The sequence below is a fragment of the Serratia proteamaculans genome (assembly GCF_004684015.1).
In the GTDB taxonomy this organism is placed as follows: domain Bacteria; phylum Pseudomonadota; class Gammaproteobacteria; order Enterobacterales; family Enterobacteriaceae; genus Serratia; species Serratia proteamaculans_F.
The window spans coordinates 1-24,416 of sequence record NZ_SRIA01000015.1 but is presented as its reverse complement, the minus strand read 5'-3'; the positions used below and the strand labels follow the sequence as shown (position 1 = coordinate 24,416).

Here is a 24,416-nt window from a genome sequence, read left to right as displayed (position 1 = left end):
ACCCTGAGTCACAGTGACTCGCGCAGCAGCAGCGGGCAAGCCACTTTTCGCGTCTCCTGGTGATCCAGTTGATTAATCAGGTGCAGCGCCGCCTGGCGGCCCAGTTCGTAGTGCGGCAGTTGTACCGTGGTCAGCGGCGGCAGGAACAATTGACCAATACCGACCATATTGTCATAGCCCAGCACCCCCACCTGCTTAGGGATTTCCCAGCCCTGAGCCAACAGCACCTGGTAGACCATAAACGCCACCCGATCGTTGCCGCACACCACCACATCGCAGTCGCGCTGCCCCGGCGAGAAGTGTCGTTGCAGCAGTTCCACGCTGTCGCGGTAATGCTCGTCACCGTCGGTCAGATCGAGATGATATTGCCGCAACTGCTCAACGTCGCCACCGGCTTCACGCCAGGCTCGCTCCAGTCCACGGCGGCGCAATCCGGCCGCCAGGGTATTCTCCGGCAGGTGAATGCACAGCGGCGCACGATACCCTTTGGCGATCAGTGTGCGCATAGCGTCGTACTGCCCCTGTTCATCATCGGGAATATAGCTGGCGACCGGGTGTTCCGGGCTGACGCAGTTGGCCAGCACCAGTTTTTTATCCAGCAACTTGGCAGGCAGGCTCACCTGTCGCAGCCCCATGGTGGTGAAAATCACCCCATCCGGCCGATGCGCCAACAGCAAATCAATGGTGTGCTCCGCGCTGTCATCGGCGAACAAGTTGACCACAAAACTGTTCCAGCCGTGTTCACGCGCGGTTTTTTCAATCGACAGGATCATGTCCACCGAGAAAGGCGTGGTCGCAGTATCCAGCGCCAGCACGCCGAGCGTTTGCACCCGGCTGCTGTCACCGCGAATACGCCGCGCCGCGAGATCGGGCACGTAATCGAGTTGGTCAATCGCCAGCTTAACGCGTTGGTAGGTGTCCGGCCGCAGCTTGTCGGGCTCGTTGATGGCGCGGGATACCGTCATTAACGATACCCCGGCAAGTTTGGCAACGTCTTTCAGCGAGGCCATGCGCCCTTCTCTGTGTGGAATAGAAAACCAGATAATCCCACAACTTAGCGCCGGACTCTAGCCCGCTTTAGCCGGGTGTGATGTCGGCCCACAGAATAACGCTATCCTCCGTCAGCGGCGTCAGCGAACCGGCGTGCTCACCTGCCGCCCACCAGCCACCGTCACGCACCGCCAAAGTGACACCGTCACCCAGTAACCAACTTCCCTGTAACACATACAAAACGCCCGCATTTTGCGCCAACAACGTGCTCACCGTCGTCACGCGTTGCACCCTGGCCGCCCAGCGCCCACGCCGGGTCATGATATTGAAATCCTGACTACTGCCGCCCAACAGAGTCGCCTGCAACGTCACATCGCCGGAGAAAGCGAACGGCTTGCCGACCTGTGACAGCTGATGATCAATCTGCCCTTCGCTGAACAGGTGGACACCGTCACCTTCCAGCAGCGTGATAGAGCGATCTATGCCGCTGAACGCCGAAAACGGGCCGTCCTGCGCGATGGTGGCGATGCTGGCACGCCAGTCAAAATCCTCTGCCCCCGACGGCCAGCAGGCGATTTCGCGGGTTTCCCCGCCGCCATTGCGCCACGGCGTGACCGGCAGCGCAGCAAAATCAAAACGCGTCAGGCTCATCATGCCTCCTGCTGGAAGGTTTTCAGCACCTGCAGGAACTCGGCACTGCTCTGTTGCTGCAATGCGTGGCGCCCCTGGTCAATGACCTGACGACCACCGACAAACACGTCGCGAATTTGTTCTTTACCCCCGGCAAACAACCAGCGATTGAGAATGGAGGCATCCGGCGCGGCGGCCAGGTAAGGATCGTCACCGTCCAGCACCAGCCAGTCGGCACGGTAGCCGCTTTGCAAACGACCGATCGGTGCGCCACAGGCCTGCGCCCCACCCTGCAAAGCTTGCTGGTAAAGCACGTCAGCCACCGCAGGCTGCTCCGGCGTGGTCAGGCGGTTACGACGCTGGTCACGCAGGCGCTGACCGTATTCGAACCAGCGCAGCTCCTCTACCACATTGAGCGACACATGGCTGTCGGAACCTATGCCCCAACGCCCCTGATGCTGCAGATAGGCGTCACCGGGGAAAATACCGTCACCCAGATTGGCTTCGGTGGTCAGGCACAGGCCCGCCACTGCCTTGCTGCGCGCCAACTGCTCGAGCTCGTCGCGGTCAAGATGGGTCGCATGCACCAGACACCAGCGGCTATCCACCGGCAGATGCTCATACAACCAGGCCACCGGCCGGCGACCGCTCCAGGCCAGGCAGTCGTTGACCTCTTTTTGCTGCTCGGCGATATGGATATGCACCGGCAGCGCTTGATCGGATGCCGCCAGGATCTGCTGCATCTGGCCCAGTTCCACCGCACGCAGCGAGTGAAAGCACAAGCCCTGGTTCTGCAGGGGCTGCTCTACCAACTGCCGCGCGATCACCTGCTGCTGTTCCAGATAGCTGTCCGCATCCTGAATAAAACGTTTTTGCCCTGGCTGGGCGGGCTGACCGCCGAACCCGGCGTAACTGTACAGCACCGGCAACAGCGTCATACCGATCCCCGCCTGCGCCGCCGCCTGACTGAGCCGCCCGGTCATTTCGCCGCGATCGGCATAAGGATTGCCGTCAGCACCGTGATGCAGATAGTGGAACTCCGCCACCTGGGTGTATCCGCCTTTCAGCATTTCGATATACAGTTGGCGGGCGATCACCTCGACCTGCTCCGGCGTCAGCCGCTGTACCAGACGGTACATCAGATCGCGCCAGGTCCAGAAACTGTCCTGCGGATTGCCCGCCACCTCCGCCAGCCCGGCCATCGCACGCTGAAAGGCGTGAGAGTGAAGGTTCGGCATACCCGGCACTACGTCACCGTGCAGTCGGGTGCAGCCTTCAGGATCGGCATCGGCAGTCACCTGGGTCAGGTGACCTTGCGCATTAACGTCCAGCCGAACGTTATGCGTCCAGCCTTCAGGGAGCAGAGCGCGTGAGGCAAAATAAGCAGGCATGGCAGTATTCCACTGTTAGTGTAACGGCTAATAACGCGCGATAATCGCGCATCCGAAAAATGCACTGGTCCATCGCATTGCTGTGGCGAACCGGCCCTTAGTTGTATATACATATACATACGCCGACACCAACAGTAAACTGGTGTTATTATTTTTTTATTTGACGAGGTTAACGTCTTGGTTGATCAACAGACCGTGCTGCAACTGGCTGCCGCAATGAGCGATACCCCCGCCCCGATCTATCAACGGGTCAAGCAGGCGATCGTAAACCAAATCCGTGCCGGCCACTGGTTGCCGCACCAACGTGTCCCCTCGGAAAGTGAACTGGTGGCCGAGCTTGGCGTCAGTCGCATGACCATCAACCGTGCGCTGCGCGAACTGACCACCGAAGGTTTCCTGATCCGCATGCAGGGCGTGGGCACCTTTGTCGCCGAAGCCAAAGCGCACACCGCCCTGCTGGAAGTGCATAATATCGCCGACGAAATCGCCGCCCGTGGCCACCGTCACAGCAGCAAGATCCTACAGTTAAAGGCCCGTCCGGCCAGTGAAGAAGAAGCGCTGGCGCTGGGCATTCAACCCGGCCAGCTGCTGTTTTATTCGCAAATCGTGCATTATGAAAACGACCTGCCGGTGCAGGTGGAAGACCGCTGCGTCAATCCCCTGATAGCCCCCGACTACATGCTGCAGGATTTCGATCGCGTCACGCCTTATATCTACCTGACGCAGGCCGCCCCGCTGACCGCAGGCGAGCACATCGTGGAAGCCGTGGTGCCAACCCACCAGGAGCGCGAACTGCTGCAACTGGAAGACCACGAACCCGGCCTGCTGATCCATCGCCGCACCTGGTCCGGCAAAACCGTGGTGACCTCGGCGCGCCTGCTGTACCCCGGCAGTCGCTATCAGCTGTTTGGCCGTTTCACCAGCGAAGTCTGAGCCCTGCGGGTGCTGCTTTGGCACCCGTCCTTCCACAACGATCACATCCCGATAACAAATTTTTATCCCGCCTCTTGTGACAACTCGATGAATGCGCTAGGTTGTTTTTAATTGTATATACAACCATGTGGGAGCCAAGGCTCCGGCGGAGAATAGCCATGACTTCTGAGATCCATTGCGACAGCCTGTGGCACGGGGCCGACATCGTCACCATGCGCGACGGCAAGTATCACACCCTCAGCAACGGCGCGATCGCCGTGCGTGACGGCAAAATCGTCTGGCTGGGTGAGTATGCGGAGCTGCCGGCAACGCTGACCGCAGATGAAAAGGTAAAATTCGACGGCGGCATCATCACGCCGGGCTTTGTCGACTGCCATACCCACCTGGTGTTCGGCGGCAACCGCAGCGCAGAGTTCGAACAACGCCTGAACGGCGTGAGCTATGCCGAGATCGCAGCTCAAGGCGGCGGCATCATCTCCACGGTCAAAGCCACCCGCGACGCGGACGAAGAGCAGTTGCTGGAACAGGCGCTGTTCCGGCTACGCCCTCTGCTGGCAGAAGGCGTGACCTGCGTGGAGATCAAATCCGGTTATGGACTGACGCCGGAAAGCGAACTGAAAATGCTGCGCGTAGCGCGTCGACTGGGCGAACTGCTGCCGGTAGAGGTGAAAACCACCTGCCTGGCGGCGCACGCACTGCCGCCGGAATATGCCAACCGGGCCGACGACTATATCGATTTGGTGTGCAACACCATTATTCCTCAGGCTGCCGCCGCCGGGCTGGCTGACGCGGTTGACGCCTTTTGTGAACATCTGGCGTTCTCACCGGCACAGGTGGCGCGAGTGTTTGCCGCCGCAGAAGCCGCCGGACTGCCGGTGAAACTGCATGCCGAACAGCTTTCCGCTCTGGGAGGCAGCGAATTGGCGGCGCAGCACCATGCGCTTTCCGCCGATCACCTGGAATATGCCACCGAACAGGATGCCCGGGCGATGGGCGACGCCGGTACCGTTGCGGTGCTGCTGCCGGGCGCTTACTACCTGTTGCGCGAAACCCAATGCCCACCGATTGATTTATTCCGTAAACACAACGTGGCGATGGCGATTGCCAGCGACGCCAACCCTGGCACCTCTCCGGCACTGTCGCTGCGCCTGATGATCAACATGGCCTGCACGCTGTTCCGCCTGACGCCGGAAGAAGCTCTGGCGGGCGTAACCATCCACGCGGCGAAAGCGCTCGGCCTGCAGGCGAGCCACGGTACGCTGGAAACCGGCAAGGTGGCCGACTTTATTCACTGGCCGCTGTCGCGACCGGCTGAACTGGCTTATTGGTTGGGTGGACAACTGCCCTGTACGGTGATTTTCCGAGGAGACATACGTCAATGACCATTCGCGATCCTTTTGATTTCCACGCCGGCAGCCTGCCGCTGCTGATCAGCATACCCCACGCCGGAACCCGGCTTACTCCGGCGGTTGAGGCCGGTTTAACCGAGGATGCACGACCTCTGCCCGATACCGACTGGCATATCCCGCAGTTATATGACTTTGCCCGTGTGATGGGTGCCAGCGTGCTGGTCGGCAATTATTCGCGCTTTGTCATTGACCTGAACCGCCCGGCAGACGATAAGCCGCTGTATACCACCGCCACCACCGGCCTTTATCCGGACGTGCTGTTTGACGGCCGCCCGAGCTTTCTGCCGGGCAAGGCGCCTTCTGACCAGGAGCGGGCCGGCTATCTGCAGCAGATCTGGCAGCCGTACCACCAGCAGCTGCAAGACGAACTGGCGCGGTTAAAGGCTAAACACGGCTACGCGCTGCTGTTTGACGCGCACTCTATCGCCTCGGTGATCCCACGTTTATTCGACGGTAAACTGCCGGATCTCAATCTGGGCACCAACGGCGGCGAAAGCTGCGCCCCGGCGCTGAGCGATCGTCTGGTTGCCTGTTGTGAACAACAGCAGCAGTTCACCCACGTGCTTAACGGCCGTTTCAAGGGCGGTTATATCACCCGCGCTTATGGTCAACCACACCAGCAGCAGCACGCGATCCAACTGGAGTTGGCGCAGGTGAACTACATGTCCGAGCAGTACCCCTTTGCCTTTGATCCGCAGCGCGCCGCCTCACTGCAACGCCTGCTGAAACAAATGATCGACAGCCTGCTTTCCTGGGGCGGTCAGTCCCGCTAGACCTGTTCTTTCCCGATACGGGGCAGCACCACTGCCCCGTCATCGCCACGCCTGCCGAAATACGCTCATTAGTCCGCTAATTTTGTGGCATACATCTTGCCTTCTTTTCTGCTGTCATTTCGATTTGCGTACTGCATCGCAGTTTTGACGAAAAATGCCTCAATCTGGTCGGAACAGCGCACGAAACAGCGGCCCATGGATTTCGCGGTACGCGACAATCTGGCGAAAAGCCCGCTGAGGCACCAATCAGAAACTCACTCTGGAGGCGATGTATGTCTGAAATCCCACTAAACTGGCGCGCCGCACAGGCAGTCGCCGAGCGGCTGCTGGCTGACTGGCAGCACGACGGCGCACCCGGTGGCGCGATTACCCTGTTTGACGCCACACAAATCCAGGCGTGCGCCAGCGCCGGTCTGGCCGATCTGGCACAAAACACCCCTTTTACCGCCGACAGCGTGGTGCGTTACGCATCGGTGACCAAGCATATTTTCGCCGCGCTGGCACTGAACGCCACCGACAACGCCCTGAGCCTGGATGACCGCCTTGGCGACTTGCTGCCTGAGCTACAGGCCCCGCTGGCGGACGTTACCGTCGGTCAGGCGCTGGACATGACCAGTGGGCTGCCTGACGTGCGTGAAACCCTCGGGCTGCTGGGCATTTCGGTACATGCCCGCAGCGAAGCGCAGCCGGTGATGCAGTTCCTTCAGGGGCTTGGCGGGCTGAACTATCCGGCCGGCAGCGAAATAACCTATACCAATACCGGCTACCGGTTGGTTGAGGCGGCACTGCAAGCCAAGGGGTATGACTTTGACCAACTGGTGCAGCAACACATCGCCCAGCCGCTTAAAGTGCAACTACGGGCGCCAGAGAGCTGGTTTGACGTGGTGCCGGGGTTAACCCCCGGTTACTGGCGTTCAAAACAGGGTTGGCAACTGGCCAGCGCCGGCCTGCATCTCTCCGCCTCCGGCAGTCTGACCGGCAGCGCCAATGCCCTCACCCGCTGGTTGCAAACGCTGCTGGCCGATCGGGGGCCGGGGCGCGGCGTACTGGCGCAACTGAGCGCCCCACGTCATCTCAATCAGGGCCAACTCAGCGCTTACGGCTTGGGGCTGGCGCAAACCCCACTCGGCAAACATCGTCTGCTGGGGCACGGCGGTTCCCACGCCGGTTACAAGACCTATTTCCTGCTGGCGCCCGATCGACAAGCCGGCGTCGCGCTGGTGGCTAACCGTGAGGACTGCGACAGTTTTGGCATGGCATTACAGGTGATGGCCGCTTTGCTGGGCGAAACACTGCCGCAACGCAGCAACACCATTCCCGATGGCATTTACACCACGGTGGCCGATCCCTACTGGCTGGAAGTGAAAGATGGCAATGTCGCCTATATGGGGAGCGATGAACCGCTGTATCAGGCCGATGACGGCTACGCAGTCTCGCTTTCCGCCCATATGCCGATACGGCTGAAATGGACCGGTGAAGCGGTTGAGGGGGAAGTCTGCCACGTGGAGCGCCGTTTCCTGCCGGTTACGGCCAACCGCGAGTGCCTGAAACATGTGCAGGGCTTGTGGTATCACCCGCAATACCGCACCGCCTTTGAAATTTGCGGTGACCAGGTACACATCGGCGTTGGCCCCGCAGCGCAGCACGGTACTATCAGCTCACTGGGTCAGGGCCGCATGCTGGTCGAAAGCAGTGACGGCCCGTGGCAGAAACGTTTTTGCCTGTATTTTCGCGGTTACAGCGTGGACTTGATCGCCAATCGTAGCCGGGTGCTGACCTTTCAGCGTAGCGGGGCCGGTGGCGACTAATTCAGGTGGTCACCCCGTTTTACCGGCCCGAACGGCCAGTAAGGCAGTAAACAGACGCTGCTTGTCGGCATCACTGAGGTTAGTCTGCGTTAGGGCATCAATGAAACTGTCGCGGGCGGTTTCGGTCAGTGGGCCGGTTTTCAACTGCTGCGCCAGCCGCTGTAAAATGCGGCTGCTGAGTTCGGCAATTTGCGGCCGCACACTATCGAGCGGACGTGGCTGCCAGCCACTTTCCGGTTGTGCCAGCCAGTCTGCGCGAAAACGGTACTGAATCGCCTTGGCGGCATCCATTTGCGCCACAATAAACGGCCGCACCGAAAGCGGATCCAACCCCAGGCGTTCTGCCTCGGCTTGCGTGCTGGCCAACACTTTAGATTCCTGAGCCAAATCCTCGATCGGCAAATGCTGTTGCGCCTTGTACCCGGCAACGTCCTTCATATAAGCCAACCGCTGATTAACCAACTCACCGAGAGTGGCACCGCCGTCTGCCAGCGCGGAAAAGCTGACCAGACAACAGGCAATCAATAACGTCCTGAACATGACAATTTCCTTATCTCTGCGAAAAACTCGGCAAACGGCAAATATAGTTCACCGATAACGCAGACAACAACCCCTGGGGTTAACCAACCCGTCGAAAAATTATTCCAGCGCAAAACTATTCGATAAAACCGAATTTTTAGCTAAGATTTTTCTTGCAGCGAAATAAGCCTTGCAGTAGTTTGGCTGTGTCGCAAAAAAGAGTTAGCTTGCTCTTTTTCGTCGCACCTCAAATCATTTATTATCATTAAGAATGATAATTCGGACTATTTCCCGCCTTTCCGTGCGGGACTCTTTTTTGCTACAAAGTAGACATCAAATACACCAAAACGTTGCTTTTTGTTGAGCTTTGGTTGCCAATACTTTAAATTCAGCGTCTGAGAAACCTTAACCTCCCGCGGTAGCCAGTTGGCGACGGGTGGGCGTTCAGGAGCAAAAGACATGCAAATGACCCTCATGGAATATATCACGCAGCACTTTAATGGCGATCTTCACCGCTACGCGCAATCCGAAGGCGTGAGCCGTGAACAAATCATCAGTTGGATTGATAATGAATGCCACGTAATCAAAGGACGATTATTTATGCCGGTGCGACATTTACCCGGTGAACAAGCGCAGTGATGACGAAAAAAAACCCCGCCAAAGCGGGGTTTTCTGTTTCTGATACCACGGAAAATCAGAAGTTATAACCGGCGACCAGGTAGTAGCCCCAGCCGGTAGATTTGATTGGACCCTGTGGAGTACCAATATCTGCCCCATCCTGCCATTGACCACCGTTATGGAAATAACGCGCCACGAAGGAGTAGTGCCAGTGATCGTAGTTCAGCGCCAGAATATGGCTGGAAGCGATCGAGTTGCTGGTGCGAACCTGTTTGCCAGTGCCGTCAGTCCAGTTGCTGTCTTTGCCCAGATCGGAACCAAAATCAAAGTTGGTAAAGCCAATGTAGCTCAGATTGCCGCCCCACAGTTGGGTCAGCGGCACAAAGTATTTCACCTTGAAGCGGTAACCATCCCAGCTGTTTTCGTTGGCAGCCTGGTAGTTTTCCCACTGGTATTTGGCATAGATGTTCATCGACAGGCTCATCGGCAGGCCGGTCTCGATATCGGTGCCCAGACCCATGTACCAGGTGTTCTGACGGCCGTCGGTGTCGTGGCCCAGGTCATAGATGTAGTTGTTGGCGAAGTACCATTCTTTAAATGGACCAAAGCTCAGATCGGTACCGGTCAGTTTGTCGATGGAGAAACGAGGTTCAATCTCCATAAACATCGGTGAGCCCTTGTCCCAGATACCGCGGTCCGGGGTGTTGCCCACGCCGAAGAATTTAGGCACATCGACGTAGCCGTAGAAATCAAACCAATCTTTTTTAGCGAAGGCTTCGTACTCCAGGTAAACATCGTTGTTCAACTGAGGTCCGAAACGAGTGTGGTAGCTGCCCACCACGTTAACGCTCTGGTGCCACCAATCCGAGACGTATTGGCTGTCTTTGCTATCAGCCATTGAAGATGCGCTGTATGACGCTGCGAGCAGGATACCTGCTGCGAGAGCTATTTTTTTCATTTTATTACCACATGCTTAAAGGGCCATTTCCTGCCCGTTAGAAAAGATGACAATGAGTCTGACGACACCTGGCGTTGCCTCCGCTTACAAACTTCTTCGGCGACGCGCGCATTATAGAAATCACTGGGTGTAAGAATCTGTGATCCAGTTATGCATTTCGCGAATAGGTAATCGATTGCGTTCACATTTGTCAAATTATGTTTCATGAAAATTCACGTTCGCTGTGATTTTTGTCATGCACGGTGATTTTTAAAGCAGTTTCTGTGCCAATTGTGCTCAACACAAAAAGTTACCGGGTTTGTCGCAGAAATGAAAAAGCCGGTGTTTTAAGCACCGGCATTTCTTATGAATGCTGCTGAGGAAAACGGAGGATACGGCGGAACGCTTGCCAGGATTCAGCTAATCGAAGGTATCGCTTTGGCGATATTTTCCTGACGGAATACCACCTCTTGCCCCGGCTCAATCTCCCACTCTTTCGGTGGAATATCCACCTTCGGCGCGGCGGCGATCACCGAGCCGAAAATCAGTTTGCCTTCCCGGCGCAGAATGTTGACATCAAGCTGGTATTCATGGCGCAGATTGGCGGTGGTCAGACGCACGGTATCACCGCGCATAAAACTTTCGTCGTCTATTACCGGCTGCTGAATGAATTGGATATCGTCTCTCATGGGTATGTTCCTTCATGCATAATCGCTAGTTAGATTCTAGTTCAACATTGCGCAGCCGGCGGATAATTTCCGTTAGTTTCCTCGGGTTGCCCGCCAACAGATTAACGACCCCAGAGTCACCATCAGCACACCCTGCCAGAAGCTGGCGGTCAGTGCGGTATTCAATACCAGGGCGGCAAACACCGCCGACAGCACCGGCGTAAAGTAAGACACCGTTGCCAGCAGCGTCATATTGCCGTGCAAAATACCCACATTCCACGCCGCGTACCCCGCCCCCATCGCCATGCCGGCACAGAGTAACGTCAGCGTCACTGGCAGGGTGAATTGCATACCGCTTTCGCTGCTGAAGGCATACTTAACCCACAGCGCGACGGCGGTCAGGGTAATAAACACCACCACGCCGTTATGGCCCTGGGCAATTTTCTTGGTCAAGTTGCAATATAACGCCCAAATGATCGCGCCGCCGAAGGCCAGCGAATAACTCAGTGGATTGCTGTGCACATTCGCCAGCATTTGCGCCGGTGACCAGCCGCCCTCGCCGCTCATGATCCAGCCAATACCGAACAACGACAGTAATAGTCCGGGCAGTAGCCACCATTTGGCCTTTTGTCCGTTGAACACCAGCGCCATCAGCACGGTGAAACAGGGCCAGAGGTAGTTGATCATCCCTACTTCGATGGCCTGCAAGCGGGTGTTGGCATAGCCCAACGACAGCGACAGGCAGATCTCATAGCTGACAAACAACAGACTGCCGAGGATCAGGTAGGCGCGCGGAAAATGACGCAGATTCGGCAACCGTAACGCCAGCAACAGAAAAACCGCGCTGACGCTGTAGATCATCGCGGCCCCGCCAATCGGCCCCAACCCTTCGCTGACGCTACGGATCAGGCCAACCACACTGCTCCACAGCAGGATCGCCAGCAGACCGAGCAAGGTGGCTTTATACGAAACGGGCAGTGAAGACATGGAGGTGATCCAATCGGTTATTTTTTATCAGGATTTTCACTCTACTGCCCGAAAGGAAAAAAAGAAAGGCGGGAAACCCCGCCTCAGACGGCTGACAATATACGCCGTTGTTTCATGGTAGGGGCGCTGCATGCTACGCCCTATAACATAATCAATGGGTTAAATCGGGTCGAACATGTTCGACCCCTACCGATTTATCTCTTGCGTGGGTTTATCAATAGCCTTATTGCTGCGGTTGTCTTTCCAGCTGCGGTGGCGGCTGGCGGAAACGCCGGGTGAGATACGCCAGGTAACCAAAGCCCATTACCGCCCAGATCAGCCCCATGGTCAGCGAGCTTTTTTCCAGGTTTAACCACAACACGCCGACCGTTAACGCCCCGACCAATGGCAGGAACAGGTAGTTGAAGCGATCCTTCCAGCTCTTGTTACGCCCCTCGCGAATATAGAAATGACTGATCACCGACAGATTAACGAAGGTGAAAGCCACCAGCGCACCAAAGTTGATCAATGCGGTCGCCGTGACCAGGTCGAAAGACAACGCAGACAGTGCCACCAGCCCCACCAACAACACGTTAAGTGATGGCGTGCGCCATTTCGGGTGGATATAGCCGAAATACTTTTCCGGGAACACGTTATCGCGCCCCATCACATACAACAGCCGTGAAACGCTGGCATGCGACGCCAGGCCCGATGCCAGGGTGTTGATAAAGGTGACGCACAGGAAAATCGACTGGAACAGCTTGCCGCCCACGTACAGCGCAATTTCCGGCAGTGCCGCATCCGGCTGATGAAAGCGTTGAATAGAAGGGAAAAACAGTTGGATAAAGAACGACACACTGATGAAAATCACCCCACCGTACAGCGCGGTCAGGAAGATAGCGCGCGGGATCACCCTGGCGGCATCGGGCGTTTCCTCGCACAGTGTGGTCACCGCGTCAAAACCGAGGAACGAGAAACACAAAATAGTCGCGCCGGTGATAATCGGCAGCAAATGTGCATTCTCACTGACGAAGGGTTGCAGGCTCCACACCGTCCCCAGGCCTTCACCGTTGTGCAGGCCGCGCACCACCAGGTAGATAAACACCACAATGATCGCCACCTGGGCCAGTACGAACAGGGTATTAAAGTTGGCCACCAGATTGACGCTTTTCAGGTTGATGGCGGTAATGATAATCACAAAGCCCACCACCCATATCCACGGCGCCACTTCAGGGAACAGCGCGGTCAGGTAAATCTTCGCCAACAGGGTGTTGATCATCGGCAAAAACAGGTAGTCGAGCAGCGAAGACCAGCCCACCAGAAAACCGACGTGCGGATTAATGGCTTTCTGTGCGTAGGTGTAGGCTGAACCGGCAGTCGGGAACTGGCGCACCAGCTTGCCGTAGCTGATGGCGGTAAACAGCACACCGGCCAGCGCCAGTATATAGGAGGCCGGTACGTGGCCGTCGGTCAGCCCGGAAACAATACCAAAGGTGTCGAACACCGTCATTGGCGTCAGATAGGCCAGGCCCATCATCACCACCTGCCACAGCTTCAGGCTTTTACGCAGTTGCGGCTTGGCCGCCTCATTAACGTCAGTCACATTAGTCGTCATGGCTCTTCCCCTCTTTGTCCTCTGCTGGTAACCGTTTAACGTCATTCAGAGAGGCCGCGGGGAAACTGCTGCTCAGGCGGCGGGAAGTTCGATGTAAAGACAAAAAAACCTGGCCAGTGGATGGCCCGTATTCACTGCGGTGCAGGCCACGGCCGGCACAGACGGATGAAACAGTTATAGCTGTCATGGTTCTTTCCTCACCGGCGTCCTGTACGCCAAAGTGGAAGCAATGCTTTACCGCTGCGCGTAGCTTCGCTGGCCACAGGATAGCCGGCGGAATGCGCTAAACGCGCGCGGTAGGATTGGCACGAGCGGGTCAGGCGTTTTTCAGCATCCACTCGATTTCGGTTTCGGTGATCAGGCGCTCAAACTGCACCAGTTCATCCGTTTTACAAGCCAGGTAAACATGACTGAATCTTTCGCCCAGCAAGGCGTTCAGTACTGGCTGGTGCTCAAATTCATACAGCGCATCGCTTTGGCGGATCGGGAACGGCAGCCCCTCCTGCTCCAGCCCGTTGCCGGTCACCGGCTCTTGCAGCGGCAGCGTGGTTTCCAGGCCGTAGACAATACCTGCCAGAATGGTCGCCATCACCAGATAAGGGTTGGCGTCCGCACCGGCTACGCGATACTCCACGCGATGACTGTCACGGTCGCCACAGGGAATGCGCAGCGCTACAGTGCGGTTGTTATGGCCCCAGGACGCCTGGGTCGGCACGTACATACCCGGCTGGAAGCGACGATAGGCATTAACGTTCGGTGCCAGTAAGGCAATAGAAGAAGGCATCAGGGCAATCATCCCGGCCAGCGCCTGTTTCAGCAGCGCGGAGTCTTCACCGTCGTCGTCTGCCAGTACGTTGTTACCCTTTCTGTCCAACATGCTGATATGGACGTGCATACCGCTACCGGCGTGCTCCTCATACGGCTTGGCCATAAAGGTGGCCTGCATGTTGTGGTTTTCCGCCACCATACGGATCAGACGTTTTAACGCCAGCGCATGGTCACAGGCCTGCAGGACATTGTCGGTATGGTGCAGGTTGACCTCAAACTGGCCAGGCGAGGCTTCCGCCACCGCACCGTCGGCCGGCAGGCCCTGCATGCGCGCCAGTTCGTCAATATCGCTCAGCACATCGGCAAAGTGGTTAAGGTTATCGACCGAGTAAACCTGGCTCTGAGTATTACGCTCTTGAGTGCCCGGGGCGCACGGCGGCTGCAGATAGCCTTCCGCATCGCGCTGGCGATCGATGAGATAGAACTCCAACTCTACCGCTACTACGGGGGATAGCCCGCGCTGACGCAAACGCTGCCACACTCGGTTCAGCACATTGCGCGGTTCAACGTCAAAGGGAGTACCATCTTCATCGAGCATGGTGAGCAACACCTGGCCGATATATTGCGGATCCGCCGCCGACGGCGTCAGGGTGCCCAGTACCGGCACGCAGATATGGTCCGGTTCACCCAGCTCCTGCCCCAGCCCTGCCTCTTCAACCACATTGCCGAGAATATCCATCGCAAACACCGACGCCGGGAAGTAGCAGCCCTTCTCCAGCTTGCTCAGCCCGCCGACCGGGATACGCTTGCCGCGGAAGCTGCCGTTAAGATCCGTCAGCAGAACGTCAACGTGCTGAGTTAATGGATAACGCTCCAGGTAGTTCTTCACTTCACGCTGGAACGCGCTACTTCGCTTTTCTTCATGATGCTGAACAAAGTTTTCCACTTCTACTATGTTGGTCTGCATGATTCACCCGCCATGTATGTTTTTGTCTGTGGTTCTCACACTTATTGATTACCGTCGATGTTTTTTGACCATCTTGCTCAATATAATGTCCACCAATGAAACATAGATGCAACAAAATTGTTTTGCAAGTGTTACTTTGAGTTTGAATATTGCCCATTTGACTGCTAGATTTATAAAATATTGAACGAAAACGGCAGTGGAGAAGCTTATCGTTCATAATTTCGAACATACCAAGGGGATAGCATGGGCAATATATTTAACAGACCAGTGGTCGGCGTAGTGATGTGCAGGTATAGGTTAAACGAGCACCTCACTCAGACCTTGCAAGAAAAGTACCTAAATGCCGTCATCGCTGCAGGAGGGTTGCCAATCGCCCTGCCACACGCGCTGGCGGAACCGAAACTGCTGGAAGAATTGCTGGGGCACCTCGACGGGATTTTGCTTCCGGGTAGCCCCAGTAATGTGCAGCCGCACCTTTATGGTGAAAACGGCGATGAGCCTGACGCCGATCCTGGGCGAGATGAATTGAGCCTGGCGCTGATCCGCCACTCGCTCGACAGGCGCATTCCCCTTTTCGCCATTTGCCGCGGCATGCAGGAAATGGTGGTCGCCAGCCAGGGCACCCTGCACCGCCGGCTGTTTGAGTTACCCGAGCTGCTGGAGCACCGTGAAGATCACGACCTGCCGCTGGAACAACAATACGCCCCCGCTCACGAAGTCATCGTTCAGGAAGGGGGCTTACTCACGCAACTGATACCGGATTGCAACCGATTCTGGGTCAACTCACTGCATGGTCAGGGCGCGAAAACCCTCGGCCCCGACGTACGCATCGAGGCCCACGCCGCCGACGGATTGGTGGAAGCCATCAGTCTGCGCGACCAGCCTTTTGCGCTGGGTGTGCAATGGCACCCGGAATGGAACAGTGAAGAGTACGCCCTGTCTCGTCTGCTGTTTGAAGGCTTTATCAGTGCCTGCCGGAACTATCAAAAGGAAAAACGCCCATGAGCGATGTCAGCTTGGCACCGGGAAAACGTCTGTCGCAAATCCGCCAGCAACTGGGATTGTCACAGCGCCGCGCGGCCGAACTGTCTGGATTAACCCACAGCGCCATCAGCACCATTGAGCAGGACAAGGTCAGCCCGGCCATCAGTACCCTGCAAAAACTGCTGACGGTGTATGGGCTGTCACTGTCGGCATTTTTCGCCGAACCGGAAATCCCGGATGAACCACAGATTGTTATCGACAGCCAGGATCTGATTGAGATTGGCAGCCAGGGGGTGTCGATGAAGTTGATCCACAACGGCGACCCTAATCGCACCCTGGCGATGATGATCGAAACCTATGAACCGGGTACCACTACCGGCGAACGTATCAAGCATCAGGGGGAAGAGATCGGCACCCTGCTGGAAGGCGAAGTGGTACTGCAGGTCAACGGGCAGGCCTATCACCTGCTGGCCGGCCAAAGCTACGCCATCAACACCGGCATTCCCCACAGTTTCAGCAACACGTCGGCGCGGATTTGCCGGATTATCAGCGCCCATACGCCGACGACATTCTGATCAACGGAGCAAGGTATGGACTTCCACCATTTGCAGTATTGGCAACACCGGGCGCAAGCCCTGAAGATTGAGAACCGACTGTTTATCAATGGCCGCTATCAGCAGGCCGCCGAAGGCCAAACCTTTGCCGTGGAGGATCCTGCCGGACAACGTGAGTTGACTCAGGTGGCTCGGGGCTGCAGCGTCGATATCGATCTGGCGGTCAGCGCGGCGCGTGAAGTGTTTGAGCGCGGCGACTGGTCCAGAGCGGCCCCGGCGCAGCGCAAAGCCACCCTGCTGCAATTGGCCAACCTGATGGAGCAACATCACGAAGAACTGGCGTTGCTGGAAACGCTGGATACCGGCAAACCGATACGCCATAGCCTGCGCGACGACGTGCCCGGTGCCATCCGCTGCCTGCGCTGGTATGCCGAAGCGGTCGACAAGGTTTATGGCGAAATCGCCCCCACCGGCGGTGATGCGCTGGCGCTGATTGAACGCGAGCCTATCGGCGTGGTTGGCGCCATCGTGCCATGGAACTTCCCGCTGTTATTGGCCTGCTGGAAACTCGGCCCGGCGCTGGCTAGCGGTAACAGCGTGATCCTTAAACCCTCTGAAAAGTCTCCGCTGACCGCCATCTATCTGGGCAAACTGGCGCAGTTGGCCGGGTTGCCGGACGGCGTGCTGAATATTGTCCCTGGCTACGGTCACGATGCCGGCAAGGCGCTGGCGCTGCACAACGACGTCGACGCCCTGACCTTTACCGGTTCGACCCAGGTCGCCAAGCAACTGATGATCTACGCCGGTCAATCCAATATGAAACGGGTGTGGCTGGAGGCCGGCGGCAAGAGCGCCAATATTATCTTTGCCGACTGCCCGGATCTGGACAAGGCCGCGCAGAGTGCCGCCGCCGGCATCTTCTATAACCAGGGCCAGGTGTGCATTGCCGGCACCCGATTGTTGGTGGAAGAGAGTATTCAGCAAGAGTTCTTACAGGCGCTGCGGCGACATGCGGCGGCTTTCACCCCAGGCGATCCGCTCGATCCGGCGACGGTGATGGGCACGCTGATCGATCAGGGTCACTGCGAGAAAGTGGCTGACTATATCGAACAGGGCCTGAGCCAGGGCGCTGCGCTGTTCCTCGACGGCCGTGAGCATCCGCAGGGCGGCCACGCGGGTTATCTCGGCCCGACCATTCTTACCCAGGTGGATAACACCATGGGCGTAGCGCGCGATGAGATATTCGGCCCGGTATTGGCCGTCACCAGTTTTAGCGGTGAACAACAGGCGATGCAGTTGGCCAACGACAGCGACTACGGTCTGGGCGCCGCCATCTGGACGCGTGACCTGTCTCGTGCCCACCGGCTGGCTCGCCGCTTAAAAGCCGGGACGGTGTTCGTCAATAACTACAACGACGGCGATATGACGGTGCCTTTCGGCGGCTACAAGCAAAGTGGCAACGGCCGCGACAAATCGCTTCACGCGCTGGAAAAATTCACCGAACTGAAAACCACCTGGATTTCGCTGGAATAAGGGCAGATATCATGACTGAACATGTAAAAAGCTATTATGCGGCCTCGGCCAACAGCCACGCGCCCTACCCGCAGTTAAATGACTCTATCGAATGCGACGTCTGCATTGTCGGCGGTGGTTACACCGGTTTGTCTTCCGCGCTGTTCCTGGTGGAGGCCGGCTATAACGTGGTGCTGCTGGAGTCTGCACGCATCGGTTTCGGCGCCAGCGGCCGTAATGGCGGCCAACTGGTCAACTCCTACAGCCGCGATATTGACGTGATTGAACAACGCTACGGGGCCGAAAGCGCCCGCGTTCTGGGCAGCATGATGTTTGAAGGCGCAGAGATCATTCGCAGCCGTATCCAAAAGTACGCCATCGAATGTGACTATCGCCCTGGCGGTATTTTCGCCGCGCTAAACAACCGGCAATTTCATGCGCTGATAGAACAAAAACAAAACTGGGAACGCTACGGCAATACTCAGCTTGAACTGCTGGACGCCGGGCGCATCCGTCAGGAGGTCAACAGCGAGCGCTACGTCGGGGCACTGCTGGACAACAGCGGCGGCCATATACATCCGTTGAATCTGGCACTCGGTGAAGCCGAAGCCATTCGCCAGCAAGGTGGGCAGATATTCGAACAATCTGCCGTCACTAATATTCGCCATGGCGAACCGGCCATCGTCAGTACCGCCAAGGGCCAGGTGAAGGCACGCTATGTGATTGTGGCCGGTAACGCCTATCTGGGTGATAAGCTGGAGCCAAGGCTGGCCAGACGCAGCATGCCGTGCGGCACTCAGGTGGTGGCCACCGAGCCGCTGGCAGCGGAAGTGGCACAATCGCTAATCCCAAAGAATTACTGCGTCGAAGACTGTAACTATCTGCTGGATTATTACCGTATCACCGGCGATAACCGCCTGCTGTACGGCGGTGGCGTGGTGTACGGCGCCCGCGATCCGGATGATATTGACAACCTGATCCGCCCCAAACTGCTGAAAACCTTCCCACAGTTGAAAGGGGTGAATATCGACTATCGCTGGACCGGCAATTTCCTGCTGACGCTGTCGCGCATGCCACAGTTCGGCCGACTGGAAAATAACGTCTATTACATGCAGGGCTACAGTGGCCACGGCGTGACCTGTACCCACCTGGCGGGCAAGTTGATTGCCGAGTTGATGCAGGGCGATGCGGAACGCTTCGATGCCTTTGCCAAGCTGCCGCACCTGCCGTTCTTTGGCGGCCGCAACCTGCAAATCCCGTTTACCGCCATTGGCGCAGCTTACTACCAACTGCGCGATCGGATTGGGGTGTAACCGTGACAGGCCCGGCGCTTAGCCTTGCCGGGCCTGATGATTAACGCTTAAACAATCTTCGGTTGGCCGTCTGAGGCGGTCGCCCCACCGTCAACCGGGATATTGGCACCGTTGATAAAGCTGGCGTCGTCGCTGGCCAGGAACGCCATCACCGCAGCCACTTCTTCCGGCTCTGCCGCACGCCCCAGCGCAATGCGTTCGTTGAATTTGTCGCGGATCTCCTGCGGCCAGCCATTGGTCATATTGGTTTTCACCAGGCTCGGGCACACCGAGTTGACCCGCACGCCGTCACCGCCGTGATCCAGCGCCATGGCACGCGTCAGGTTTACCACCGCCCCTTTCGCCGCGCAGTAATATGCCGCGCCCCAGTCGCCACCCAGGCCAGAAACCGAAGCGGTGTTAACGATGCAGCCTTTGGTTTTCAGCAGATAGGGCATGGCAAACTTGGAACAGAACACCACGCCGTCGATGTCTACCCCAGCGATGCGGCGCCAGTCAGCCACGCTGGTTTCCAGCACGCTGCCCGCCACGTGTACGCCGGCATTGTTCAACAGCACGTCGATGCGGCCCAGTTTTTCCGCCACTTCATTCATCATTTTCTCAACCGCGACGTGGTCAGAAACGTCGATATGCACCGCCAGTGCCTTGCCTTTCGGCAGCGAGGCCGCCACTTTGTCTACCGCTTCTTTCGCCCAGTCTGCCAGCACCACGGTAGCGCCCTCAGCGGAAAACCGGCGTGCTGCCGCTTCCCCCATCCCATTGCCTGCCCCGGTGATGATGACCACTTTATTGTCGAAACGCATAAGAACTCCTCCATGTGAATGTATTTTATAAATCATACAAATACTAATTGAGTCTGAGAATAAAACTCATGGACACAGAGGGACAGTCAAAATGTGCGGTTTACTAATCAAAAAGAGGTATTCACTGCAAATTCAATGTGTCAGGACAGGCTTTATCGGAATTAGGCCAACTCTTTGATGAGAATGATAAAATTCATTAAGGTAACTATTTACCGACCGTACTATCAGCATTCAATAAGTTCAGTCACTGGCCTGTATCACCGTTTACCGATTAGCCACGAGGATCAAAATCCGGGCCACCGAGTGATGCAGCCGCGGGCAGGCTTATTTTTTCTCAATCGGAACCACCAGCAGATCGACCTGCAGGTTATTGATCGCCTGCCGTGCCGACGACACCCACCGGCTCCAGATATCATGATGATGGCCGAAGACAATCAGGTCGAAGCCTTTGTCTTTTGCCGTTCGGTTTAATTCCTCCATCAGTTCGCCACGCCCGATAATCACCTCTTCAACCGGGTAGGACGATTGGTCTTTGATGGCATTGAGCATATTTTTCACGCGTTCGGAAAAAGTACGGTCGGTGTAGCTGTATTCACCCACGCCCAAATCAGCGTAATAGCCGGTATGGTGAATATCGATATAGATCAGGGATAACCGGGCATTCAGCGCCCTGGCCAACTCGGCGCCTTTGTCCAGCAGCAACTCGGCATCTTCACCGAGATCGGTGGCAACCACGATATGTTGATAAGTCATGATGACGGCCCTCCGCGTCGAGCCAGTAAACAGGATAGCGTTCCCTGCCAGGGGCGATTCGCCTGTATATCAGGCAACTTAAGTTTAGTTCAGCGGTGAAATTATCGCCTACCTGTACCAGCGTTCCGCAGATGGAACGATGCATCCTGTCTTTCCCATCTACCGGAAATTCCCACGCTCCCTAAACTAAAGGCCATAACCGGGGTTAATTCTTGGTTCTTAAACCTTACTTGATACCCACACCTAGCGATGACAGAGGAATATAACGATGAGCACTCCCGCAAACTTCAATGGTCAGCGTCCTGTTATTGATGCTAATGACGCCGTCATGCTGTTGATCGACCACCAGAGCGGCCTATTCCAGACCGTCGCTGATATGCCAATGACCGAACTTCGCGCCCGTGCTGCCGCACTGGCCAGTATCGCTACCCTAAGCAAATTGCCGGTGATTACTACGGCCTCGGTGCCACAGGGCCCCAACGGCCCGCTGATCCCAGAGATCCATCAGAATGCGCCGCACGCACAGTATGTTGCCCGCAAAGGGGAAATCAATGCCTGGGATAACCCGGATTTCGTCGCAGCGGTCAAGGCGACCGGGCGTAAAACTTTGATTATCGCCGGTACCATTACCAGCGTCTGCATGGCTTTCCCGTCAATCAGTGCCGTCGCCGAGGGCTATAAGGTCTTTGCCGTCATCGATGCCTCAGGCACCTATTCAAAAATGGCGCAGGAAATTACTCTGGCCCGTGTCGTGCAGGCCGGCATAGTGCCGATCGATACCGCCGGCGTAGCCTCTGAACTTCAGGGCAGCTGGAATCGCGAAGATGCGCAACAATGGGCCGAGGTCTATACTAAAATTTTCCCGGCGTATCAATTACTGATTGAAAGCTATGTAAAAGCGCAAGACGTCGTGAAAAATAATGAGGTGCTGGATTCCCAACGCTGATAACGACAACCGTTCAACAGGCCAGTTTCCCCTTGGGTCTGTTGAATGGCAGGCATAAAAAAACCCCGGCACAGGCCAGGGTCATCAATGTTTGTCGGTCACTTTCCCGACTGCCATGTTATGGCGTAAGCGTCCGTCCAACACTCCAACCTTACGCAGCCTAAGCACAACTTTTTCACAACAGAAAAATAGACTCAATCGCAGCCGTTATTATTACGACGCCAATCTCTTTTGCTGTTGCCAATAATATCCATTATTGAAACTTACCAGATTTAAATATTTTCAAATAAACTCCGGGTCACCCCGGAGTTTATTCAGGTGATTCTTTTATTTCTTATCTGCTCCGGTTTACACCTTCTTCGCTATCGTAAGAAATAAAACACTACCTATAAATTATAAAACTACTACGTTGCCGGCAGAAGGACCCTTCTGACCGTTTTCGATAGTGAATTCAACGCGCTGACCTTCATCAAGCGTTTTGAAATCATTGCTCTGGATAGCGGAGAAGTGCACGAACACGTCTTTGCTGCCGTCTGCCGGGGAGATAAAGCCAAAACCTTTACCTGCATCAAACCATTTTACCAAACCAGTCATTTTAGTAGACATAGATATTTCCTTTATATTTTTGAGACGCCATTAGGCGATTGAGGTCTGTTTTTATTGGAAACTTACTTGGGCACTAGAGAAGGAAATTCGCGGAAGAAGAGGTATCTATGGGATATCACTAATACTGAGAACTGCTTTACTAAAACTGCTTTCATAAGGTCTGTACTACAAACCGATGACGCTATTTATACACGAGGGATTTATTTAAGCAAGGAATATTTATTATTATATTTATACACATCATTTATTATTTAACCACCGCAGTCTCCTTCGCCGCGCCCTGTAAGGGCCTAACGGCCCCATAGTGCTAAAAAGCTTAGCCGATAATCGCAATACCCAGCCGCTCCATCATCTGAAACACCTGGTCGCTATCCAGCTTCACACCCTGCAGATCGGTGCTGCGCAAATCCAGCTCACCCAGTTCGGAGTTGGTCAGGTCACAGTGGGTAAAGTTGGCGGCACGCCAATCAAACGACGCAAACTCTCCACCGGAGAGATCTGAACCGCTAAAAGTCGCCCCCAGGATCTGCGCACTGTTCCAGCGGTTTTCCCACAACTCGCACTTCTCCAGCACCACTTTCGAAAAATTGGCGTAGCTCAGATTGCTTTTGGTGATGTACGCGCTGCAAAACCAGGTGCGCGGGGTGATCATATTCATAAAGCTGGTGCCGCGAAAATCTGCGCCCTGCGCGCGACACTCACGGATTTCGATCCCTAATGCATCGGCGTTTCTGAAGTCCGCCATCGACAGGTCACAGTTTCTGAAACTGGCATCCTTCAGCAGCGCACGGCTGAAATCCCCCCCCTGCCGGCTCTCGCGGTCGTAAAACTGACAGTCGATAAATTCGGTACCGGTCAGGTCGGTGCCCGAAAAATCGCAGTTGATAAAGCTGCCTTTTTCAATTTTTTCGCCGGTGAAGCGGTTACGAGCAATCTTTTCGCCATCCAACATCAGTCCCATCGCGACACACCTGTGTATTTGTACAGTCAGTGACGCATTATAAGCAGATCTGGCGGCCGGAGAAAAACGCTTTGCCCGCTTTTTTCCGGCTCACAGCACAAAAAACACATCAGGGGTAAGCGTAGTCAAGCCTGCCGCACCTGAAGGCGGTTCATGTTTACCCCGCCAGTCTGCGCCTGCAATACGCCCTGTTCTATTAGCGCGTACAGCCGGAAGTTCAGAAAGGTATCGCCGACTCCGTAGGGCGAATTCGCCATCGCGTTGCCCACCACTCTGGAACCTTGGGTATAGTCGCTCGGGCAATGCTGCAATAATAGCGGGTCGTGGAAATCCTGGGTTTTCCCCTGTATTTCTCCCTGCGTATAGATACGCACCGGCGCGTTGTCCTTCAACAAACGGTGCCAATCGGCGATGAGCGTCGCTCTGTCTTCCGCTGTCAATTCACGCCGCCGGATCCACAAAGGTTCGAGCGTTTCAATCGGGCAACAGCCGGTGGCATCACGTCCGGCAAGTTCGGTGACGTTAACCACAAAAACAGCACTTTCAGCCAGCAAAGGCAACAGCGCGCGCAACATCAATTGTTCATCGGGATTGTCACCAACCCACAGGGTTACCTGCCCACTGACCGTGGCCAGTTGCATTTTCAGGTTTTCCATCGCCGTCAGACGCTGTGATGAAGTGTCCCATTCGGGGGCGTGAACAGAGTGATGCAGCTCTTGGAACCAACGAGTTCGATCCTGCAGACCTTGCGCGTCATCCAGTGAGCACAACGGCCCAAATGACAGGTTATCGGTGAAATCCAGAACGTTTTCTCCTGGGTAAGCCAACCGCACGCAGCCGCCCGAAAGTGCGATATGCACATCCTTCATCAATGCTCTCCTCCGCCTATTCCCTAAAATAATCCTGAGGTGAATTTTGCCAACTTTTCCACACGCTCACTAGACAAAAAATCCGAATTTGTCCGGATGAAGGGCACAAAAAAACCGCCCTGG

At 56.1% G+C, this 24,416-nt stretch carries 24 protein-coding genes; 10 read left to right on the top strand and 14 right to left on the bottom strand.

What is annotated here, in order from left to right; genetic code table 11:
* Positions 1-8: 8 nt before the first annotated feature.
* The 3 genes from E5C26_RS10450 to E5C26_RS10440 form a co-directional block, all read right to left on the bottom strand.
* Complete coding sequence (locus E5C26_RS10450; protein WP_135316235.1) at positions 9-1,010, bottom strand: LacI family DNA-binding transcriptional regulator; 1,002 nt, start codon at positions 1,008-1,010, stop codon at positions 9-11.
* 67 nt (positions 1,011-1,077) lie between these two features.
* Positions 1,078-1,641: a HutD/Ves family protein gene (locus E5C26_RS10445; RefSeq protein ID WP_135316326.1), complete on the bottom strand. Its 564-nt coding sequence runs from the start codon at positions 1,639-1,641 to the stop codon at positions 1,078-1,080.
* Positions 1,641-3,011 (bottom strand): formimidoylglutamate deiminase, encoded by a 1,371-nt coding sequence (locus tag E5C26_RS10440; protein ID WP_135316234.1) that lies wholly within the window; start codon positions 3,009-3,011, stop codon positions 1,641-1,643. Before E5C26_RS10440 ends, E5C26_RS10445 begins: the two co-directional genes overlap by 1 nt.
* 177 nt (positions 3,012-3,188) lie before the next feature.
* Here E5C26_RS10440 and hutC point away from each other — a divergent pair, with 177 nt between their 5' ends.
* From hutC to E5C26_RS10420, 4 genes are all read left to right on the top strand, one after another.
* On the top strand, positions 3,189-3,944 hold the full coding sequence (hutC, locus tag E5C26_RS10435; RefSeq protein ID WP_135316233.1) for a histidine utilization repressor: 756 nt from the start codon (positions 3,189-3,191) through the stop codon (positions 3,942-3,944).
* 158 nt (positions 3,945-4,102) lie between these two features.
* Positions 4,103-5,326 (top strand): imidazolonepropionase, encoded by a 1,224-nt coding sequence (gene hutI / locus E5C26_RS10430; protein WP_135316232.1) that lies wholly within the window; start codon positions 4,103-4,105, stop codon positions 5,324-5,326.
* Positions 5,323-6,126 carry an N-formylglutamate deformylase gene (gene hutG / locus E5C26_RS10425; protein WP_135316231.1) on the top strand — a complete coding sequence of 268 codons (804 nt, stop codon included), beginning with the start codon at positions 5,323-5,325 and terminating at the stop codon, positions 6,124-6,126. The genes hutI and hutG overlap by 4 nt, the downstream gene beginning before the upstream one ends.
* A gap of 272 nt (positions 6,127-6,398) precedes the next feature.
* Positions 6,399-7,934, top strand: coding sequence for a serine hydrolase domain-containing protein (locus tag E5C26_RS10420; RefSeq protein WP_135316230.1), 1,536 nt, complete (start codon positions 6,399-6,401; stop codon positions 7,932-7,934).
* 9 nt (positions 7,935-7,943) lie between these two features.
* Here the strand turns inward: E5C26_RS10420 and E5C26_RS10415 are convergent, their stop codons facing one another.
* Entirely contained in the window at positions 7,944-8,474 is a 531-nt protein-coding gene (locus E5C26_RS10415; RefSeq protein ID WP_135316229.1) for a chorismate mutase, read from the bottom strand.
* Positions 8,475-8,912: 438 nt separating this feature from the next.
* Between E5C26_RS10415 and E5C26_RS10410 the strand changes: the two genes are divergently transcribed.
* Positions 8,913-9,092: a hypothetical protein gene (locus tag E5C26_RS10410; RefSeq protein WP_017892577.1), complete on the top strand. Its 180-nt coding sequence runs from the start codon at positions 8,913-8,915 to the stop codon at positions 9,090-9,092.
* A 55-nt stretch (positions 9,093-9,147) separates the two neighbouring features.
* Here E5C26_RS10410 and E5C26_RS10405 read toward each other — a convergent pair whose 3' ends face one another.
* From E5C26_RS10405 to E5C26_RS10380, 5 genes are all read right to left on the bottom strand, one after another.
* Positions 9,148-10,029 carry a nucleoside-specific channel-forming protein Tsx gene (locus tag E5C26_RS10405; protein WP_135316228.1) on the bottom strand — a complete coding sequence of 294 codons (882 nt, stop codon included), beginning with the start codon at positions 10,027-10,029 and terminating at the stop codon, positions 9,148-9,150.
* 395 nt (positions 10,030-10,424) lie between these two features.
* The gene (locus tag E5C26_RS10400) at positions 10,425-10,697 is read right to left on the bottom strand and encodes a hypothetical protein (protein ID WP_135316227.1); all 273 of its coding nucleotides are present in this window, start codon (positions 10,695-10,697) and stop codon (positions 10,425-10,427) included.
* 72 nt (positions 10,698-10,769) lie between these two features.
* The gene (yddG, locus tag E5C26_RS10395) at positions 10,770-11,663 is read right to left on the bottom strand and encodes an aromatic amino acid DMT transporter YddG (protein ID WP_135316226.1); all 894 of its coding nucleotides are present in this window, start codon (positions 11,661-11,663) and stop codon (positions 10,770-10,772) included.
* Positions 11,664-11,886: 223 nt separating this feature from the next.
* Complete coding sequence (locus tag E5C26_RS10390; protein ID WP_135316225.1) at positions 11,887-13,257, bottom strand: APC family permease; 1,371 nt, start codon at positions 13,255-13,257, stop codon at positions 11,887-11,889.
* A gap of 316 nt (positions 13,258-13,573) precedes the next feature.
* Positions 13,574-14,992, bottom strand: a complete 1,419-nt coding sequence (locus E5C26_RS10380) for a glutamine synthetase family protein (RefSeq protein WP_135316223.1) — start codon at positions 14,990-14,992, stop codon at positions 13,574-13,576.
* 243 nt (positions 14,993-15,235) lie between these two features.
* Between E5C26_RS10380 and puuD the strand changes: the two genes are divergently transcribed.
* From puuD to E5C26_RS10360, 4 genes are read left to right on the top strand one after another with little or no spacing between them, the layout of a single operon-like run.
* Positions 15,236-15,997, top strand: a complete 762-nt coding sequence (gene puuD, locus E5C26_RS10375; protein WP_135316222.1) for a gamma-glutamyl-gamma-aminobutyrate hydrolase — start codon at positions 15,236-15,238, stop codon at positions 15,995-15,997.
* Positions 15,994-16,551 (top strand): HTH-type transcriptional regulator PuuR, encoded by a 558-nt coding sequence (gene puuR / locus E5C26_RS10370; RefSeq protein ID WP_085116363.1) that lies wholly within the window; start codon positions 15,994-15,996, stop codon positions 16,549-16,551. Before puuD ends, puuR begins: the two co-directional genes overlap by 4 nt.
* 15 nt (positions 16,552-16,566) lie before the next feature.
* On the top strand, positions 16,567-18,063 hold the full coding sequence (puuC, locus tag E5C26_RS10365) for an aldehyde dehydrogenase PuuC (RefSeq protein ID WP_135316221.1): 1,497 nt from the start codon (positions 16,567-16,569) through the stop codon (positions 18,061-18,063).
* Between the two features lie 11 nt (positions 18,064-18,074).
* Positions 18,075-19,355 carry an NAD(P)/FAD-dependent oxidoreductase gene (locus tag E5C26_RS10360; RefSeq protein WP_135316220.1) on the top strand — a complete coding sequence of 427 codons (1,281 nt, stop codon included), beginning with the start codon at positions 18,075-18,077 and terminating at the stop codon, positions 19,353-19,355.
* A 47-nt stretch (positions 19,356-19,402) separates the two neighbouring features.
* Here the strand turns inward: E5C26_RS10360 and E5C26_RS10355 are convergent, their stop codons facing one another.
* A complete protein-coding gene (locus tag E5C26_RS10355) occupies positions 19,403-20,158 on the bottom strand; it encodes an SDR family NAD(P)-dependent oxidoreductase (RefSeq protein WP_012006485.1) in 756 nt (251 codons plus the stop codon).
* Positions 20,159-20,482: 324 nt separating this feature from the next.
* Positions 20,483-20,911: a universal stress protein gene (locus tag E5C26_RS10350; protein ID WP_135316219.1), complete on the bottom strand. Its 429-nt coding sequence runs from the start codon at positions 20,909-20,911 to the stop codon at positions 20,483-20,485.
* A 268-nt stretch (positions 20,912-21,179) separates the two neighbouring features.
* Here E5C26_RS10350 and E5C26_RS10345 point away from each other — a divergent pair, with 268 nt between their 5' ends.
* The gene (locus E5C26_RS10345; RefSeq protein ID WP_135316218.1) at positions 21,180-21,857 is read left to right on the top strand and encodes an isochorismatase family protein; all 678 of its coding nucleotides are present in this window, start codon (positions 21,180-21,182) and stop codon (positions 21,855-21,857) included.
* Positions 21,858-22,250: 393 nt separating this feature from the next.
* Here the strand turns inward: E5C26_RS10345 and cspE are convergent, their stop codons facing one another.
* The 3 genes from cspE to E5C26_RS10330 all read right to left on the bottom strand — a co-directional run bounded on the left by cspE (position 22,251) and on the right by E5C26_RS10330 (position 24,293).
* On the bottom strand, positions 22,251-22,463 hold the full coding sequence (cspE, locus tag E5C26_RS10340) for a transcription antiterminator/RNA stability regulator CspE (protein WP_012006483.1): 213 nt from the start codon (positions 22,461-22,463) through the stop codon (positions 22,251-22,253).
* Between the two features lie 316 nt (positions 22,464-22,779).
* Positions 22,780-23,424: a Qnr family pentapeptide repeat protein gene (locus tag E5C26_RS10335; protein WP_135316217.1), complete on the bottom strand. Its 645-nt coding sequence runs from the start codon at positions 23,422-23,424 to the stop codon at positions 22,780-22,782.
* Positions 23,425-23,549: 125 nt separating this feature from the next.
* Positions 23,550-24,293, bottom strand: coding sequence for a DUF3658 domain-containing protein (locus E5C26_RS10330; protein ID WP_135316216.1), 744 nt, complete (start codon positions 24,291-24,293; stop codon positions 23,550-23,552).
* Between the last annotated feature and the right edge of the window lie 123 nt (positions 24,294-24,416).